The sequence below is a fragment of the Solihabitans fulvus genome, from assembly GCF_008386585.1.
In the GTDB taxonomy this organism is placed as follows: Bacteria; Actinomycetota; Actinomycetes; order Mycobacteriales; family Pseudonocardiaceae; genus Solihabitans; species Solihabitans fulvus.
The window spans coordinates 105,447-122,322 of sequence record NZ_VUOB01000059.1; the positions used below are offsets into that span (position 1 = coordinate 105,447).

Genomic DNA, 16,876 nt, shown 5'->3' on the forward strand with positions numbered 1-16,876 from the left:
CCGACTCCCGGGGTTCGGGCAGCGCCGGATCCTCGAGGCTGGGACCCCGCGGCCACTCCAACGGGTGGTTCTCAGCAAGCTCCCAGCCAACTCCCAGGATGGTCATCCATGCTGCTCACGTGGACGACTCCAACACAGCGAACACGGCGACCGTGCTCGTGGTCGACGACGAGCCCAACATCCTCGAGCTGCTCTCCGCCGCGCTGCGGCTGAGCGGTTTCGTCGTGCACGCCGCCGAGAGCGGCACGCAGGCGCTCGCCTCGGCGCGGGAGTGCCGGCCCGACATCGTGGTGCTGGACGTGATGCTGCCCGACTACGACGGCTTCTCACTCGCCCGCACGCTGCGCACCGTGCACGAGCGGCTGCCGGTGCTGTTCCTCACCGCGCGCGACGCCGTCGAGGACCGCATCGCCGGCCTCACCGCGGGCGGCGACGACTACGTCACCAAGCCGTTCAGCCTCGAGGAAGTCGTGTTGCGGCTGCGCGCCATCCTGCGCCGCAGCCAGCCCCCCACCGAGGCCCCCTCCGACGACGGCAGGCTCCGGTACGCCGACCTCGAACTCGACGAGGACGCGCACGAGGTTCGCAGGGCCGGGGCACTCGTCCAGTTGTCTCCCACCGAGTTCAACCTGCTGCGCTACCTGATCGTCAACGCGGAGAAGGTGGTCAGCAAGCCGCAGATCCTCGACCGCGTGTGGAACTACGACTTCGGCGGCGACAGCCGGATCGTCGAGTCCTACATCAGCTACCTGCGCAGGAAGATCGACATCGTGGACCCGCCGCTGATCCACACGATCCGGGGCGTCGGCTACTCGCTGCGGATGCCCCGGGACGGGCAGCCCGGCTCGCAGCGGGTCTGATGACCGAGCAGCCGGTGCGCGCAAGGCGCACATGGACGCTGCGCGCCAGGTTGGTCGCGGCGCTGCTGGTGCTGGCCACCATCGGGCTCGCCGGTTTCGCCGTGGCGAGCGCGCTGCTGATCCAGCATTCGTTGTACGCCAAGGTCGACGAGCAGCTGCGCGCGCCGGAGGTGACCCGGTTCCTCCGACAGCCCCCGCAGACCGGGTCGTCCGGCCGGCACCTGCCGACCGACTTCCGGGTCGCGTTCTTCACCTCGTACGGCACCAAGTTCGACAGCCAGCCGGCCGGCGACACCGGCGGGCCCGCCTGGCCGACCATCGACGAGAGCACCGTTGCCAAGCAGGGCGCGCCGTTCACGGTCGCGGACCAGAACGGCGGCGCGGACTGGCGGGTGCGGGTGACGGCGGCGTCGAACGGCACGCTGATCGCCACTGCGGTCTCGCTGGAAAGGACCGACGACACCATCCGTCAGCTGCTCGTCATCGAGAGCGTGGTCGGCGCGTTCGTGTTGGTGCTGATCGGTTCCGTCGCCTACTACGTGGTGCGCATCGGCATGCGGCCGCTGACCAGGATCGAGGACACCGCCGAGGCGATCGCGGGCGGCGAGCTGGATCGCAGGGTCGAGGACAGCGACCCGCGCACCGAGACGGGTCGGCTCGGCCGCGCGCTGAACACCATGCTCAGCAGGCTTGGCGCGGCGCTGCGTGAGCGGCAGCGCTCCGAGGCGCGGCTTCGCCGGTTCGTCGCGGACGCCTCGCACGAGCTGCGCACGCCGTTGACGTCGATCCGGGGCTTCGCCGAGCTGTACCGCAGCGGTGGCGCGCCGGAACGGGCCGACGTGGACCGGATGATGGAGCGGATCGAGAGCGAGGCCAAGCGGATGGGCCTGCTCGTCGAGGACCTGTTGATGTTGGCGAGGCTGGACCAGGAACGTGCGCTGGACCTCGCCGAGGTGGACCTGGTCGTGCTCGCCGGCGACGCGGTGCACGATGCCACGGTGCGGGATCCCGACCGGCCGATCAGCCTGCACACCCCGCAGGGCCCGGTGCGGGTGATCGGGGACGAGCACCGGCTTCGCCAGGTGCTGACCAACCTCGTCGGCAACGCGCTCACCCACACGCCGCCGGGCACCCCCGTGCAGGTGACGGTCGGCCGACAGCACGCCAGCGCCCGCAACGGCGAACCCATTGCCACCGCAGGGGTTCCGCCGCGCCAGTCGGGCGACCTCGCGGTGCTCGAGGTGCGCGACTCCGGCGCGGGCATCCCGGTCGAGGAGGCCCCGCACGTGTTCGACCGCTTCTACCGGGCCGATCCGGCGCGGTCACGGAAGCGGGGCGGGGCGGGCCTCGGGCTCGCCATCACCGCCGCGATCCTGGAGGCGCACAACGGATGCGTCGAACTGCTGTCCGATCCGACCAACGGCACGGTCTTCCGCGTCCTGCTGCCCATCACGTGACAGTCCACTGAGGACTGTTGGCCTAAGCGCTTTCGATGGAACCCCAGTCCCACAGCGTCTGCAACACCGGTCCCAGCGCGCGGCCTCGGTCGGTCAGCTCGTAGCGCACCCTCGGCGGCCAGCCGGGCACGCGGTGCCGCTCGACCACGCCGAGGGTGGTCAGCTGGGTCAGTCGCTCGGTCAGCACCTTGTCGGACAGCGCAGGCAACGCCCGAGCCAGGTCCGTGAAGGAGCGGCCGCCGCGCAACAGCTCCCGGATCACCAGCGTGGTCCAGCGGCCGTGCAGCGCGGCGAGCGCGATCTCCACCGGGCACGAGGGCAGCGGCGCCGCCACGTCGGCCATCGGGCCGCTCGGCAGGCCGGGCCTGGCCGCGTCGCTCACCGTTTGGTCAGTCACGAAACCGCCTCCTAGCGTGCTGTTCGACACGACCGAAACCACGACAGGAGCTTCTCATGCCACGCGAACTGGCAACCCGCCCGCAGGACGTGCCCGACGTGTTCGCCGACCGGTTCAACACCGGCGACCTGGCCGGGGTGCTGGAGGTGTACGAACCGGACGCGCTGTTCGCGCCGAGCCCCGGCACCGTGCTGCGGGATACCGCGCTGCGCAGCGCAATCGAGGAGTTCCTCGCGCTGGGGCTGCCGATCACGGTCACCACTCGGCACGCGCTGGCGCACGAGGACATCGCCCTGCTGATCGTGGACTGGTCGATCCGGGGAACCGGACCCGGCGGCGAGCCCGTCGACATCACCGGCACCGCCACCGATGTCGCCAGGCGCGGCGAGGACGGCCGCTGGCGCTACGTGATCGACAATCCCTTCGGTACAGCCGAATCCGCACCGGTACCTGGTCGGCGTGAGTAGAGTCGGTCCATGGCAGCACGCCAGATTTCGGTAACCAGAACGATTGACGCGCCGGCCGAGCGGATCTTCGACCTGCTCGCCGACCCGAGCAAGCACCAGCAGATCGACGGCTCGGGCTCCATTCGTGCCCTTCGCGCCGGCGGTTCGCAGCGGCTGGCGCTCGGCTCCACCTTCGGCATGGACATGCGTGCGGGAATGCCCTACCGGGTCACCAACCGCGTCGTGGAATTCGCGGAGGGTGAGCTGATCGCGTGGCGGCACTTCATGGGCCACCGCTGGCGCTGGCGGCTCCGCGACACCGGCTCCGGCGGCACGGAGGTGACCGAGACCTTCGACTACAGCACGGTGCCCTTCGTCGTCGGCAAGATGTTCGAGCTGATGGGGATTCCGAAGAGCAACAGGAAGGCCATGGAGGCGACGCTCACGCGGCTGGCCGAGGTTCTGGCGGAATGACCGAGCACCGCGTCGTCATCACCACCACCGGCAGCGCGGAGGCAGCCGAGGCCCTCGCGCGCGGTGTCGTCGAGGCGCGGCTGGCCGCGTGCGTGCAGATCGTCGGGCCGGTGACCAGCGTGTACCGCTGGGAAGGCGCGGTGCAGACCGACCAGGAATGGCAGTGCGTCGTCAAGACCACCGCCGAGCGGCTCGACGAACTCGCCGCGCACATCAGGGGCCACCACGAGTACGAACTGCCCGAGGTGGTGGCGATTCCGGTCGTCGGCGGGCTGCCCGAGTACCTGGCCTGGGTGACCGAGGAGACCAGCTGAGGAGGGGGCCGTCAGGACAGCGTGGCCGTCACGATTTCGGGCACGCCACCGCTGGCCTGGACGCGCGGGACACCGTCCGGCCCCCACACCCCGCTGCCGCCGGTGGTGAGCCCGCCGCCGGTGGTGCCGCCGTGCGTGGACAGCACCACCCAGCAGCCGTTGTCGGCGGCGCGCGCGGCCGCGTGGTCGCTCAGCCGTTGTTCCGCGCCGGCCCAGTACAGCGCGCTGCCCACGTAGACGTCCGCGCCGGCCGCCACGGTCAGCTCGGCGTGCTCGGCGTGCGCCACGTCCGCGCAGATCGCCAGGCCGAGCGTCCACCCGTGGATCTCGACCAGCCCAGGTCGGCTGCCTGGCACGAACAACTCGGTCTCCACGCCGTGCAGGTACTGCTTGGCGTAGGTCGCGATCAGCTCGCCCCGGTCGTCGCACACCAGCGAGGCGATGGCCACGCCGCCGCCGTGCGGCGCGGTGGCGCCGACCACCGCGTGCACCCCGTGCTCCGCGCAGGCCTTGCGCACCAAGGCCATCGCGTCGCCGTCAGGGTCCACGACGAGCCGGTCGGGGGCCGAGGCGATCAGGTCCAGTTCGTAGCCGACCAGCGACAGCTCGGGGAACACCACCACCTCGGTGCCGGCCTCGGCCGCCAGCGCGATCAGCTCGGCGTGCGTCGCCGCGTTGGCCGAGGCGTCTCCCGGCACGCAGGGCAGCTGCACGGCGGCGACGGTCAGTGGTGTGCGCATGCCGCCAGCATGACATCCGCGCCACCGGCCGCGCCCGAACCGGGTCCGAGATCACGAGGTCAGCGGCGGATCTCCGTCACCCGCGTTCCCGCTGCGTTGGTTTGGCCGACCCAACCTTGGCGTGCGGGCTGTCGGTCTTGTTGAGCAGGTCGTCCAGGAACGCGCGGTAGTGCACCATGGCGCGGCGCAGGTCCTCGGTGGACGTGTCGCTCTCGCCGCCGCGCGCGGCGATGTCGTGGCCGGTGCGGTAGTGCTGTAGCGATCCGGCGTGCTCGACGGACAGCAGGACGACCTGCTGGTCGTAGCTCTCGGTCGGGTAGCCCCGCTCCGCCATGAAGGCCGTCACGAGTTCGTCGGCCGCGGCGACCGCCTCGGTTGGCGCGTCGACGAACCGCTCCTGGATGTGCAGCCACTCGCGGGAGTAGTGGTCCCGCGAGGCCGCGGACAGCGGCCGCAGCGCCAGCTCGGCGTGTCGCCGCTGGCGGTCGGCGAGTTCCCGTTCGCCGTCGCGCCGGTTGTCGGCGGCGGACACGGTCCGTTCGTACTCTGGGCCGAACCGCTGCTGGAGCCTGCGGCGTTCCATGAAGGGCCGAAGGAGCATGCCGAGCACCACCAACACGACGAGCACGGCGACGACAATGCCGATGATCGCACCTGCGGACATCACGACCTCCTCGCGATCGGGTCCGGATGTGGGCGATTCCCTCGGTCTGGTTGCCCCGTGTCGCCGACGGCAAACCCGCGGGCCGCGACAGGCCGCCAGGTGGCGCAGCCCGCGCACGCCGTGCGGCCCGGCGGGACCGCCGGGGCGATTTCCGACCCTGTCAGCACAATCGCCGTGTTTCGCGTATTCCACTGGACCGATCCCGCCCGCAAATGGGCCTTGACGGCTCCCTGTGTTGATCCCAAGGTGTATCCACTGGCCGGCGGGTCGGCCTCCTCTCACCCGGAGGTGCGGATGAGCACCATTCCTGCGGACGAAACGCTGGCCAGGAGCCAGCGTCGGCGTGCGGTGATCGCCAGCACGGTCGGCACTTCCATTGAGTGGTACGACTTCTTCCTCTACGGCACGGCGGCGGCGCTGATCTTTCCCAAGGTCTTCTTTCCCGGCGACTCCGCATTCGTCGGCGTGCTGGCGTCGTTCACGACCCAGTTCGTCGGGTTCGCCGCGCGGCCGATCGGCGCCGCGATCTTCGGGCATCTGGGGGATCGGATCGGCCGAAAGGCAACGCTGGTCACCACATTGCTGCTGATGGGCATCGGCACGTTCCTGATCGGCTGCCTGCCCGGGTACACGACGCTCGGCCCGGTCGCCGCGCTGCTGCTGACGATCCTGCGGGTCGCGCAGGGCATCGGCGTCGGCGGCGAATGGGGCGGTTCGGTCCTGTTGTCGATGGAATGGGGCAAACGCAGCCAGCGTGGGTTCATGGCGAGCTGGCCGCAGTTCGGCGTGCCCATCGGGTTGTTGCTGTCCACCGGCATGGTCAAGCTGATGGTCCCGGTGTCCGGCGACGGCTTCCTCACTTGGGGCTGGCGGGTGCCCTTCCTGCTGAGCATCGTGCTCGTCGGCATCGGCCTCTACGTGCGGCTGCGGGTGGCGGAGTCGCCCGCGTTCGCGGCGCTTCGGAGCGCGGAACGGGTCGTGCGGCTCCCGGTGTGGGAGGCGATTCGCCGGCACCCGAGGGCAATCCTCTGCGCCGCGTTCGTCCGCTTGTCCGAACAGGCGCCTTTCTATCTGTTCATCACCTTCGTGCTGACCTATGGCACGAAGAAACTCAAACTGGCGCAGGGCGATCTGCTCAGCTACACGATGGTCGCCGCCGCCATCGGACTGGTCAGCGTGCCGCTGTTCGGCTGGTTGTCCGACCGAATAGGGCGCCGCCTGATGTACGGCATCGGCATCGTGTGCACCGCCCTGTTCATCTTCCCGTACTTCGGCCTGCTCGACACGAAGACGCCTGGTCTGGTGCTGCTCGCCATCGTGTTGTCGATGGTCTTCCACGACATGCAGTACGGGCCGCAGGCCGCGCTCATCGCGGAGAGTTTCGGCGCGAACGTGCGCTATTCGGGAGCGGGCATGGGCTACCACCTCGCCTCGGTGATCGCGGGCGGGCCCGCACCGCTGATCGCCGCCGCGATCCTGCAACGGACCGGGTCGAGCACGTGGATCGCCTGGTACGTCATCGGTTGCACGGTGTTGGCGATGATCGCGTTGCTTGCCATGCCGCGCCGCGGTGAGCATACGGCCACCGCCGCCCAGGCCGACCATCCCCCTGGTCCGGTCGTCGTGCCGGTGCAGGGCGGGTGACGTGAAGGTCGGGGTCCGGTGTCGCGGGGCACGCGACACCGGACCCCGGACTCCTCAGTGGGTGCCCAGCACCCCGTCGCGCCGCCGGGGGATCCCCAGCGGGTTGTCGTCGCGCAGTTCCGCGGGCAGCAGCTCGTCGGGCCAGGACTGGTAGCTCACCGGGGCCAGCCAGCGCCGGATCGAGGTCGCGCCGACGGAGGTGTGCAGCGCGTTGGTCGTCGCGGGCCACGGCCCGCCGTGGTGCATCGCCCAGGACACCGCGACCCCGGTCGGCCAGCCGTTGAACACCAGTCGCCCTGCGATGGTCCGCAGCACGTCGCCGACCCGGCCGGCCAGGTCGTGTTCGCCGGCCGAGGCGTGCACGGTGCCGGTGAGGGTGCCTGGCAGCCGTGGCAGCACCTCGAGCAGCGCGTCGACGTCGTCGTAGGTGACCACGATGCCGGCCGGCCCGAAGTGCTCCTCGGTCAGCGTCGCCAGGTTGTCCGCGAAGTCCCGCAGCGTCACCGTGTACAGCTTCGGTGGCACGCTCCAGCCGTCCTCGGGGGCCGTTCCGGTCGCGACCAGCGAGACGAGCTCCCCGGCGTCCAGACCGTCCACATCGGACACGTAGGTGTCGCGCATCCGCTCGTTGAGCATCGCGCCGCCGTTGGTCGCGCCGACGGCGGCGGCCAGTCCCCGCACCAGTTCCGTCGGCGCGAACAGCAGGCCGGGGTTGGTGCAGAACTGGCCGACCCCCATGGTCAACGACTGGGCGAAGCCGGTGGCGATGTCCTCGGGACGCTCGGTTGCCGCGCCGGGCAGCACCACGGCGGGATTGACGCTGCCGAGCTCGCCGTAGAAGGGGATCGGGTCGGGGCGGCCGCTGGCCAGGTCGAACAGCGCCCTGCCGCCGCCGGTTGAGCCGGTGAAGCCGACCGCCCGCACTTCCCCGTGCCGCACCAGCCGGACGCCGGCCTGCGTGCCGTAGACGATCCCGAACACGCCGTCCGGCGCGCCGGACGCGCGCAGCGCCGCGTCGACCACCCTGGCGGTCTCCCGCGAGGTGCCGGGCTGCGCCGAGTGCGCCTTGACGATGACGGGGCAGCCCGCAGCCAGCGCGGACGCGGTGTCGCCGCCCGCGACGGAGAACGCGAACGGGAAGTTGCTCGCGGAGAACACCGCGACCGTCCCGAGTGGACGGAGGATGCGCCGGAGATTTGGCCTCGGCGGGATGATGTCGGGATCGGGGGAGTCGATGGTGGCCTCGACGTAGCTGCCCTCGCGCAGCACCTCGCCGAACAGCCGGAGCTGGTTGCTGGTGCGCTTGAGTTCGGTGGTCAGCCGGGGCACGCCGAGCGCGGTCTCGCCGTCGGCGGTGGCCACCAGCAGGTCGGCCTCCGCGTCGAGCGCGTCGGCGACGGCGTCGAGCACCTCGGCCCGCTCCGCCGAGGACCACGCCGACCACGCGGGCAGCGCGCGGGCGGCGGCAAGGCCGAGTTCGTCCACCGCACTGTCCGAAGTGGACTCGACCGGTTCGCCGATCGGCTGGCCGTTCCTCGGGTTGTAGCCCTGCACCATCAGCGTCCTGCCTCCTTGATCGCGGTGTCGAAGTCGGGGCCGCACCAGACGCCGCCGAGGTAGCGCCCCGCGAGCGAATCGGGGTCCGGCTCGCCGTGCTCGGCCAGCACCGCCGCCGCGTGGTCCTCGGCGTTGTCCTTGGACTCGTAGCCGAGCGCGCGCGCCTCGTCGAGGGAGAACCAGCGCCGGGTGTTGTCGGAAACTCCCCACACCACCCGGAATCCGGGCTCCGGCGCGGCGAGGCACGCCTCGAACAGCCGCGCGCCGTCGTCCGGGGACAGCCAGGTCGCGAGCATCCGCGCGTCCTTCGGCCGGTCGAAGCAGGAGCCGATGCGGACGCAGACGACGTCGAGGCCGTACCGGTCGGCGTAGAGGCTGCCGAGCGCCTCGACGGCGACCTTGCTGACGCCGTAGAAGGTGTCCGGGCGGGGGAACAGGTAGTCGCCAGCCTCGCCGTCCGCGCTCGGCACGAAGCCGACGGCGTGGTTGGAGCTGGCCAGCACCACCCGGCGGATGCCCTGCTGCCGCGCGGCTTCGAGCACGGTGTAGGTGCCGTTGATGTTGACGTCGAGGATCTGCCCCCACGGCTGTTCGAGGCTGTGCCCGCCGAGGTGGAGCACCGCGTCGACGCCCTCGCAGGCGGCGGACATCGCGGCAGGGTCGGTCACCGAGGCCCTGGTCAGCTCGACCTGCTCGCCCGGCGCGGCAGGCGGCAGGTCGGCGACGTCGAGCAGGCGCAGGACGCGGTCGGGCGCGGCGAGCCTGGGGCGCATCAGCGTCCCCACCCCACCGGCGGCTCCGGTGATCAGGATGCGTTCGGTCACTGGCGGAACCCTCCGGTCGGTGCGGTTGGCGAGGCTGGTGCCGGCGTGCGCTTGGCGCTACCGGCCGAACTGGCGCAGCAGCTCGGTGATCTGGCGGGCGGCGTCCAGCAGCGCGGCGATGACCTGCCGCTCGTGGTCGGCGTCGAGGCGGCCGAGCGGCACCGAGCAGCTCATCGCGTCGATGACGGGACTGCGGTAGGGCAGCGCGACGGCGAAACACCCGAGGCCGGGGGTGTTCTCCTCGCGTTCGTGCGCGTAGCCGACCCCGCGGAAGGAGGCCAGCTGCTCGTGCAGCGCGGCGCGGTCGGTCACGGTGTTGGGGGTCAGCGCGGTCAGCTCGGCGGGCAGCAGCTGGTCGACCTCGGCGGCGCTGCGCTCGGCCAGCAGCGCCTTGCCGAGCGAGGTGGAGTGGGCCGGCAGGCGGCGCCCGACGCGGGAGACCACCCTGAGGTGGTGCTCGGACTCGCGGCTGGCCAGGTAGACGACGTCCGCGCCGTCCAGCCGGGCGAGGTGGACGGTCTCGTTGACCGTGACGCGCACCTGTTCCATCACCCGGATGGCGGCGCGCACGACGGGGTCGTGGTCGAGGTAGGACGTGCCGACCAGCAGGGCGCGCACGCCGATGCCGTAGGTGCCGCGATCCTGGTCGACCTCGACCCAGCCGCGGCCGACCAGCGTCTGCAACAGCATGTACAGGCTGGACTTCGGGTAGCTCAGCTCGCGGTGCAACTCGGTCAGGGTCAGTCGTCGTTCGGAGGAGGACAGCACCTCCAGCAGTTCGACGGTCCGGTCCGCGGACTTCACCGCCGCAGGCCGGCTGGGGGCCGGGTTCTCGCCAACCGCTTCGGCCACCGCGTCCTCCTGGATAGCTCTGGTTTCCTGGCCGGAAGTGGATCTCTCCGGCGGAAATCTGTGCCTGACGTCCTTGACAGCGTGCAGTGGCGATTCTTACAGTCCTGCATCAGGTTCACAAGTACGACCCCCGTTCGCAGATGTGAAAGAACCTGCCGGGTGGGGACAGTGGCGGTGACGGTGCTCGACACCGTCAACACAGACGTGGGATCGGCGGCTAGTGGCGGCGGTGCCGTCGACACCCACACCGTGAGGCGGCGCCGCCGGCGCCGCCTCACGGGCCCGCCCTGCGTCGGCGAAGCCCTTCGTGCGCGGTGTCACCACAGGAGCGATCGAGGGACGATCGCCGGCAACTGATGAGGTCTGCAATGCAACTGGACGGTGTGCTGTTCTTTCCGGTCACGCCCTTCCATCCGGACGGCTCCGTCGCGGAGGACGTGCTTGCCGAGCACATCAAGCACGGGGTGGCGGCGGGTCCAGGCGGGGTGTTCGTCGCATGCGGGACGGGCGAGTTCCACGCCCTGGAACCCGAGGAGTTCGAGCGCTGCGTGCGGGTCGCCGTCGAGGCGACCGCGGGACGCGTGCCGGTGTTCGCCGGCGCGGGCGGCCCGCTGCCCACCGCGATCCGCTACGCGCGCGCGGCCGCGCGGGCCGGCGCGGACGGCGTGCTGCTGCTGCCGCCCTACCTCGTGACGAGCCCGCCGAGCGGCCTGGTGCGGTACGTGCGCGCCGTCGCCGAGTCCACCGACCTGTCGCTGATCGTCTACCAGCGCAACAACGCCGTGTTCACGCCGGAGACCGCGGTCGAGGTCGCCGAGCTGCCCACCGTCGTCGGCTTCAAGGACGGCATCGGCGACGTGGACCTGTTGCAGCGCATCGTGCTCGCCGTGCGGGCCGCGGTGCACAAGCCGTTCCAGTTCTTCAACGGCCTGCCGACCGCCGAGCTGACCGTGCCGGCCTACCGGGGCATCGGCGTCGACCTGTACTCCTCCGCGGTGTTCTGCTTCGCGCCGGACATCTCGCTCGGCTTCTACCGGGCCGTGCGCGACGGCGACGACGAGCTGGTCCGCCGCCTGCTCACCGAGTTCTACCGCCCGCTGGTCGAACTGCGCGACCTGGTGCCCGGCTACGCGGTGTCCCTGGTCAAGGCCGGCGTCCGGCTGACCGGGCTGGACGTCGGCGGCGTCCGGCCGCCGCTGGTCGACCCGACGCCGGAGCACATCGCCGCGCTGGAACGGATCACCTCGGCGGGCCGCGCGGTTCTTGGGGCGACCGCATGAAGATCACCGACATCACGCTGACACCGATCGCGTTCCCGGATCCGCCGCTGCTCAACTCGGCCGGCGTGCACGAACCGTGGGCGCTGCGCACGATCGTCGAGGTGCGCACCGACGACGGGCTGCTTGGGCTCGGCGAGACCTACGGCGACCTCGGCCACCTCGACCGGCTGCGCGCCGTCGTCCCCGGCCTGCTCGGCCTCGACGTGTACGCGCTCAACGCCATGCACCGCAGCGTCGCCGACGCGCTCGGCGGCGCGGTCGGCGCGGACCGGCACGGGCTCACTGGCGACGTCACCCCGGCCGGCACCGTCGACCGCGTCTACTCGCCCTTCGAGGTGGCGTGCCTGGACATCCAGGGCAGGGCGGCCGGCGTGCCCGTGTCGGACCTGCTCGGCGGCGCCGTGCGGGACCGGGTGCCCTACAGCGCCTACCTGTTCTACAAGTGGGCGGGCCACCCCGGTGCCGAGCCCGACGAGTGGGGGGCCGCCCTCGACGCCGACGGCATCGTCGCGCAGGCGCGCACGCTGATCGACCGGCACGGGTTCGGCTCCATCAAGCTCAAGGGCGGGGTTTTCCCGCCGGAGCAGGAGATCGAGGCCGTGCACGCGCTGCGGGCCGCGTTCCCCGGTGTGCCGCTTCGGCTTGACCCCAACGCGGCCTGGACAACGGAGACCTCGCTGCGGGTCGCCGACGAGCTGGCCGGTGTGCTGGAGTACCTGGAGGACCCGACGCCGACCATCGCGGGGATGGCGGAGGTCGCCGCCCGCTCGCCGATGCCGTTGGCCACCAACATGTGCGTGGTTGCCTTCGAGCACCTGCCCGAGTCCGTCGCCCGCGATGCCGTGCAGGTGCTGCTGTCCGACCATCACTACTGGGGCGGGCTGAGCCGGTCGCGCAACCTCGCCGCGATCTGCGACACCTTCGGCATCGGGCTGTCCATGCACTCCAACTCGCACCTTGGCATCAGCCTCGCCGGGATGACCCACCTCGCCGCGGCGACGCCGAACCTCAACTACGCCTGCGACACGCACTATCCGTGGAACGCGGCCGACGACGTCGTTCTGTCCGGCGCACTGTCCTTTGTGGACGGTGCGGTGCCGGTGCCGACCGGGCCGGGCCTCGGCGTCGAGCTGGACCGCGACGCGCTCGCGCGACTCGCGGAGAACTACCGGACCTGCGGCATCACCACCCGCGACGACACCGGCTACATGCGGCGCGTCGAACCGGGCTTCGAGAAGAGGCTGCCACGATGGTGACCAGCGTCGCCTACGCCTACCCGTGGGACCTGGTCGGCGATCCCGCCGCGGCGGAACGGATCGCCGGGATCGGCGCGGACGCCGTCGCGCTCGCGGCGTCCTACCACACCGTCCGGGCGGCGACCCCGTTCCACCCGGCGCGCAGGGTGGTCGACGCGCGGCACGCCGCGCTGTACGTGCCGATCCGGCCGGAAGCCTGGCGGGGCAACCGACTCGTGCCGGCCCCGCCGTCCTGGGTCGACGGCGACGACCCGTTCGGCGCGGCCGCGAGCGCGCTGCGCGCGGTCGGCAGGCCCGTGTACGCCTGGACCGTGCTCACCCACGCCAGCCGCCTCGGCGACGCGCACCCCGAGCTGACCGTGCGCAACGCCTTCGGCGATCGATACCCATACGCCCTGTGCCCGAGCAACCCCGACGTCGTCGAGTACTGCCGGACACTGGTCGCCGAGATCGTCCACTGTGGACAGCCGGACGGCATGGTGCTGGAGGCCTGCGGGCAGCTGGGCTTCGTGCACGGTGGGCACCACGAGAAGACCGACGGCGCGGACTGGACCGCCACCCAGCAACAGCTACTGTCCCTGTGCTTCTGCGCGGCGTGCGAGCGCCGGTATGGCGACGCCGGCATCGACCCGGCGGAACTGCGCGCCGCCGTCCGGGCCGCGGTGACCGACGGACGTGCCGACAGCGTGCCCGAGGCGCTGGGGGAGGAGCTGGCCGCCTCGGTGTCCTCGGTGCGCGCCGAGGTGCTGCGCCACCTGCGCCAGACGCTCATCGGCGAGATCCGCGCGCTCGCGCCGGGAACCAGGATCGTGCTGCACGCCTCGGCCGACGAGTGGGCCACCGGCCCGTTCGCCCCCGTGGCGAGCGACACCGGCGGCGAGGTCGACGCGCTGACGCTGACCTGCTGGCCCGGCCCCGAGCGCAGCGTCCCCGCGATCCGCGCCCTGCGCGAGCTGGTCGGGCCGGACGCGCGGATCGCCGGCTACCTGCTCGCCCTGCCGCCCCGCCCCGTCGACGGCGCGGCCCTACTGGCGGAGCTGCTGCGCTACCGAGCCGAGGGCATGGCCGAGTTCCACCTGTACCACGCAGGCCTCGCCTCGGTGGACCGGCTGGCCGCGATGCGGAACGCGCTCGCCGGACTACGCGATGCAACCTGAATCCGTACGAACCACGTCCTTGGCGCATGAGACGCATAGGAACCGTTGTAGGCGCCGGCATGCTGCTGCTCCTGGCAACCGCCTGCGCGAACCCACAGGCCACGGGGAGCGGCGCCGGATCGGGTCCTGAGCTGACCACGCTGCCCGGCGCGTCAGCCACCTCGACCAGCCCGCCGGCGAGCACGCTGCCGATGCCGGTCGACCCGATCAAGCCCAAGCCGCCCAACGGCGGAAAGCCGGTGCCCGCCGCGCAACTGGACCTGGCCGCGCTGCCGACCGACTACCCGAAGAGCGTGTGGATCGAGGGTGACGGCACCGTGCTCGGCCTCACCGGCCAGGAGGGCGGCTGCTCCAAGGTCAGGGCCGACCTGACCGAGCAGACCGACACGGTCGTCCGCGTGCACCTGGTGGAGACCTCACCCGTCGAGACCCGGCCCTGCACGATGGACCTGCGCTATCCGCCGCTGACGGTGCACCTGGCCGCGCCGCTCGGTGCCAGGACGGTCGCGGTCACCGTGAGCGCCGAGAAGAAGTGACCAGATGTCGAGCAACCCGTTGCCCGTCGAGTTCCGTCCTCGGGGCATGAGACCGTCGCTGAGGTTCGGAATGCTCGGGGCCGCCGTGGCGGCGGGCGTGCTGACGCTGTCCGCCTGCGGGCCGACGACCCAGGTCGGCGGGCCCGCGGTGCCCACGATCTCCAACCCGGCAGGCGGCTCGTCCAGCACCGCGCCGCCCGCCAACAGCCCGGCCCCGCCGACCTCAGGCAGCGTGACCGCGCCGCCCTTCAGCCCGCCGCCGCGCAACACGCTGCCCATCCCCACCACCGAGCCTGCCCCGGCCCCGCCCGCGAGCGGCCCGCCGCCCAACGCGGGCCCGGTGCCGCCCAACGAGGTGGACGCGAGCGGCCTGCCGGCCGGCACCCCGCACGACGTGTACACGGAGAACGGCGGCCGCACGGTCGGCCTGGTCGTCGAGCAGTCCGGCTGCCGCGAGGTGCACGGCGAGCTCGCCGGCGAGTCGGCGGGGAAGATTCAGCTGGTGCTGGTCACCGTGGATCGCAGCGGGCACGGCATGTGCCCCCAGTATGTCCGCTCGGTCCGCGTGAGCGTCGACCTGACCGCGCCGCTCGGTGAGCGCGTCGTGGTCCTCACAGTCCGAACCGACCGCGCCAACTGACCACTGGCGCGATGTAGGGCCCAGGACGGCGGGGCGTCCTGGGCCCTACAACAACGTTTCTGGACTCCGCGCTAGCGGCGGAAGGCGATCTGGAGCGTCGGCGCGGAGGACTCGGCGAAGAAGTCGTTGCCCTTGTCGTCGACCACGACGAACGCGGGGAAGTCCTCCACCTCGATCTTCCAGACGGCCTCCATGCCGAGTTCGGGATACTCCAGCACGTCGACCTTCTTGATGCAGTCCTGCGCGAGCCGCGCCGCGGGACCGCCGATCGAGCCGAGGTAGAACCCGCCGTGGCTCTGGCACGCGTCGGTGACCTGCCGCGACCGGTTTCCCTTCGCCAGCATCACCAGCGAGCCGCCTGCCGCCTGGAACTGCTCGACGTAGGAATCCATCCGGCCTGCCGTGGTCGGGCCGAACGAGCCGGAGGCGTAGCCCTCCGGGGTCTTGGCCGGGCCCGCGTAGTAGACGGGGTGGTCGCGCAGGTACTGCGGCATCGGCTGCCCGGCGTCCAGCAGTTCCTTGATCTTGGCGTGCGCGATGTCGCGCGCCACCACCAGCGGACCGGTCAGCGACACCCGCGTCTTCACCGGCAGCGCGGCCAGCGTCGCCCTGATCTCGTCCATCGGCCGGGTCAGGTCGATGCGCACGACCTCCTCGGACAGCTCCTCGCCGTGCACCTCCGGCAGGAACCTGGCGGGGTCGCGCTCCAGCTGCTCGATGAACACGCCGTCCGCGGTGATCTTCGCCTTGGCCTGGCGGTCCGCCGAGCAGGACACGGCGATGCCCACGGGGCAGGACGCGCCGTGCCTGGGCAGCCGGATCACCCGGACGTCGTGGCAGAAGTACTTGCCGCCGAACTGCGCGCCGATGCCGAACTGCCTGGTCATCTCCAGCACCTGCTGCTCGAGGTCGACATCGCGGAACGCGTGGCCGAGCTCGGAGCCCTCGGTCGGCAGGTTGTCCAGGTACCTGGCCGAGGCCAGCTTCGCCGTCTTGAGGTTGAACTCCGCCGACGTGCCGCCGACCACGATGGCCAGGTGGTAGGGCGGGCAGGCGGCCGTGCCGAGGCTGCGCAGCTTCTCGTCGAGGAACCTCGCCAGCCGCGTCGGGTTCAGCAGCGCCTTGGTCTCCTGGTACAGGAACGTCTTGTTGGCGCTGCCGCCGCCCTTGGCCATGAACAGGAACTCGTACTTGGGCTCGGTGCCCGGCGCCGCGTACAGCTCGATCTGGGCCGGCAGGTTGCTGCCGGTGTTGCGCTCGTCCCAGAAGGTCATCGGGGCCAGCTGCGAGTACCGCAGGTTCAGCTCCTGGTAGGCCTCGAAGATGCCGCGCGACAAGGCTTCCTCGTCCTGGCCGCCGGTGAGCACGGACTCGGTGCGCTTGCCCATCACGATCGCGGTGCCGGTGTCCTGGCACATGGGCAGCACACCGCCCGCCGAGATGCAGGCGTTGCGCAGCAGGTCCATCGCGACGAAGCGGTCGTTGCCGCTCGCCTCGGGGTCGTCCACGATCGCCCGCAGCTGGGCGAGGTGTGAGGACCGCAGCAGGTGCTGGATGTCCTTGACGGCTTCCTTGGCGAGCGCGGTCAGCGCGGCAGGTTCGATCTCGAGGAACCGGCGGCCGGCGGCCTCGACGACCTTGACACCATCCGGCGTGACCAGCCGGTACTCGGTGTGGTTGTCCTGGCCGAGCGGCAACACGTCGGTGTACTGGAACGTGGTGGGCACGTCGCGGGCTCCCTTGCACGCGGTGGGTTCCACCGGACGTTACCGGTACGC

General features: G+C 71.4%; 18 protein-coding genes. 11 read left to right on the forward strand and 7 right to left on the reverse strand.

The window, feature by feature from the left end:
- The first annotated feature begins 98 nt into the window (after positions 1–98).
- Together F0L68_RS29425 and F0L68_RS29430 are read left to right on the forward strand one after the other, a co-directional pair.
- Positions 99–860, forward strand: coding sequence for a response regulator transcription factor (locus F0L68_RS29425; protein ID WP_149853091.1), 762 nt, complete (start codon positions 99–101; stop codon positions 858–860).
- The gene (locus tag F0L68_RS29430) at positions 860–2,317 is read left to right on the forward strand and encodes a sensor histidine kinase (RefSeq protein ID WP_149853092.1); all 1,458 of its coding nucleotides are present in this window, start codon (positions 860–862) and stop codon (positions 2,315–2,317) included. Before F0L68_RS29425 ends, F0L68_RS29430 begins: the two co-directional genes overlap by 1 nt.
- Positions 2,318–2,339: 22 nt before the next feature.
- Here the strand turns inward: F0L68_RS29430 and F0L68_RS29435 are convergent, their stop codons facing one another.
- Positions 2,340–2,714 carry a winged helix-turn-helix transcriptional regulator gene (locus tag F0L68_RS29435; RefSeq protein ID WP_223199242.1) on the reverse strand — a complete coding sequence of 125 codons (375 nt, stop codon included), beginning with the start codon at positions 2,712–2,714 and terminating at the stop codon, positions 2,340–2,342.
- A 56-nt stretch (positions 2,715–2,770) separates the two neighbouring features.
- Between F0L68_RS29435 and F0L68_RS29440 the strand changes: the two genes are divergently transcribed.
- The 3 genes from F0L68_RS29440 to cutA are packed head-to-tail and all read left to right on the forward strand — an operon-like array spanning position 2,771 to position 3,948.
- Positions 2,771–3,181, forward strand: coding sequence for a YybH family protein (locus F0L68_RS29440; RefSeq protein ID WP_149853093.1), 411 nt, complete (start codon positions 2,771–2,773; stop codon positions 3,179–3,181).
- 9 nt (positions 3,182–3,190) lie between these two features.
- The gene (locus F0L68_RS29445) at positions 3,191–3,634 is read left to right on the forward strand and encodes an SRPBCC family protein (RefSeq protein ID WP_149853094.1); all 444 of its coding nucleotides are present in this window, start codon (positions 3,191–3,193) and stop codon (positions 3,632–3,634) included.
- Complete coding sequence (gene cutA / locus F0L68_RS29450) at positions 3,631–3,948, forward strand: divalent-cation tolerance protein CutA (RefSeq protein WP_149853095.1); 318 nt, start codon at positions 3,631–3,633, stop codon at positions 3,946–3,948. The genes F0L68_RS29445 and cutA overlap by 4 nt, the downstream gene beginning before the upstream one ends.
- An 11-nt stretch (positions 3,949–3,959) precedes the next feature.
- Here cutA and F0L68_RS29455 read toward each other — a convergent pair whose 3' ends face one another.
- A complete protein-coding gene (locus F0L68_RS29455; protein ID WP_149853096.1) occupies positions 3,960–4,688 on the reverse strand; it encodes a carbon-nitrogen hydrolase family protein in 729 nt (242 codons plus the stop codon).
- Positions 4,689–4,764: 76 nt separating this feature from the next.
- Entirely contained in the window at positions 4,765–5,352 is a 588-nt protein-coding gene (locus F0L68_RS29460) for a hypothetical protein (protein ID WP_149853097.1), read from the reverse strand.
- A gap of 294 nt (positions 5,353–5,646) precedes the next feature.
- On the opposite strand from F0L68_RS29460, the gene F0L68_RS29465 reads away from it, so the two are divergent.
- The gene (locus tag F0L68_RS29465; RefSeq protein ID WP_149853098.1) at positions 5,647–6,996 is read left to right on the forward strand and encodes an MFS transporter; all 1,350 of its coding nucleotides are present in this window, start codon (positions 5,647–5,649) and stop codon (positions 6,994–6,996) included.
- Positions 6,997–7,050: 54 nt separating this feature from the next.
- Here F0L68_RS29465 and F0L68_RS29470 read toward each other — a convergent pair whose 3' ends face one another.
- The 3 genes from F0L68_RS29470 to F0L68_RS29480 are packed head-to-tail and all read right to left on the reverse strand — an operon-like array spanning position 7,051 to position 10,229.
- Complete coding sequence (locus F0L68_RS29470; protein WP_149853099.1) at positions 7,051–8,553, reverse strand: aldehyde dehydrogenase (NADP(+)); 1,503 nt, start codon at positions 8,551–8,553, stop codon at positions 7,051–7,053.
- Entirely contained in the window at positions 8,553–9,377 is an 825-nt protein-coding gene (locus F0L68_RS29475; protein WP_149853100.1) for an NAD-dependent epimerase/dehydratase family protein, read from the reverse strand. Before F0L68_RS29475 ends, F0L68_RS29470 begins: the two co-directional genes overlap by 1 nt.
- Before the next feature lie 57 nt (positions 9,378–9,434).
- Positions 9,435–10,229: an IclR family transcriptional regulator gene (locus F0L68_RS29480; protein ID WP_149853101.1), complete on the reverse strand. Its 795-nt coding sequence runs from the start codon at positions 10,227–10,229 to the stop codon at positions 9,435–9,437.
- 368 nt (positions 10,230–10,597) lie between these two features.
- Between F0L68_RS29480 and F0L68_RS29485 the strand changes: the two genes are divergently transcribed.
- The 5 genes from F0L68_RS29485 to F0L68_RS29505 are packed head-to-tail and all read left to right on the forward strand — an operon-like array spanning position 10,598 to position 15,098.
- Entirely contained in the window at positions 10,598–11,509 is a 912-nt protein-coding gene (locus tag F0L68_RS29485) for a 5-dehydro-4-deoxyglucarate dehydratase (RefSeq protein ID WP_149853102.1), read from the forward strand.
- Positions 11,506–12,765, forward strand: a complete 1,260-nt coding sequence (locus tag F0L68_RS29490) for a glucarate dehydratase family protein (RefSeq protein WP_149853103.1) — start codon at positions 11,506–11,508, stop codon at positions 12,763–12,765. The genes F0L68_RS29485 and F0L68_RS29490 overlap by 4 nt, the downstream gene beginning before the upstream one ends.
- Positions 12,759–13,922, forward strand: a complete 1,164-nt coding sequence (locus F0L68_RS29495; protein ID WP_149853104.1) for a hypothetical protein — start codon at positions 12,759–12,761, stop codon at positions 13,920–13,922. The genes F0L68_RS29490 and F0L68_RS29495 overlap by 7 nt, the downstream gene beginning before the upstream one ends.
- Positions 13,923–13,981: 59 nt before the next feature.
- Positions 13,982–14,458, forward strand: coding sequence for a hypothetical protein (locus tag F0L68_RS42725; protein ID WP_223199243.1), 477 nt, complete (start codon positions 13,982–13,984; stop codon positions 14,456–14,458).
- A gap of 46 nt (positions 14,459–14,504) precedes the next feature.
- A complete protein-coding gene (locus tag F0L68_RS29505; RefSeq protein WP_149853105.1) occupies positions 14,505–15,098 on the forward strand; it encodes a hypothetical protein in 594 nt (197 codons plus the stop codon).
- A 71-nt stretch (positions 15,099–15,169) separates the two neighbouring features.
- Here the strand turns inward: F0L68_RS29505 and F0L68_RS29510 are convergent, their stop codons facing one another.
- Positions 15,170–16,825, reverse strand: a complete 1,656-nt coding sequence (locus tag F0L68_RS29510; RefSeq protein ID WP_188316895.1) for a fumarate hydratase — start codon at positions 16,823–16,825, stop codon at positions 15,170–15,172.
- Positions 16,826–16,876 lie beyond the last annotated feature (51 nt).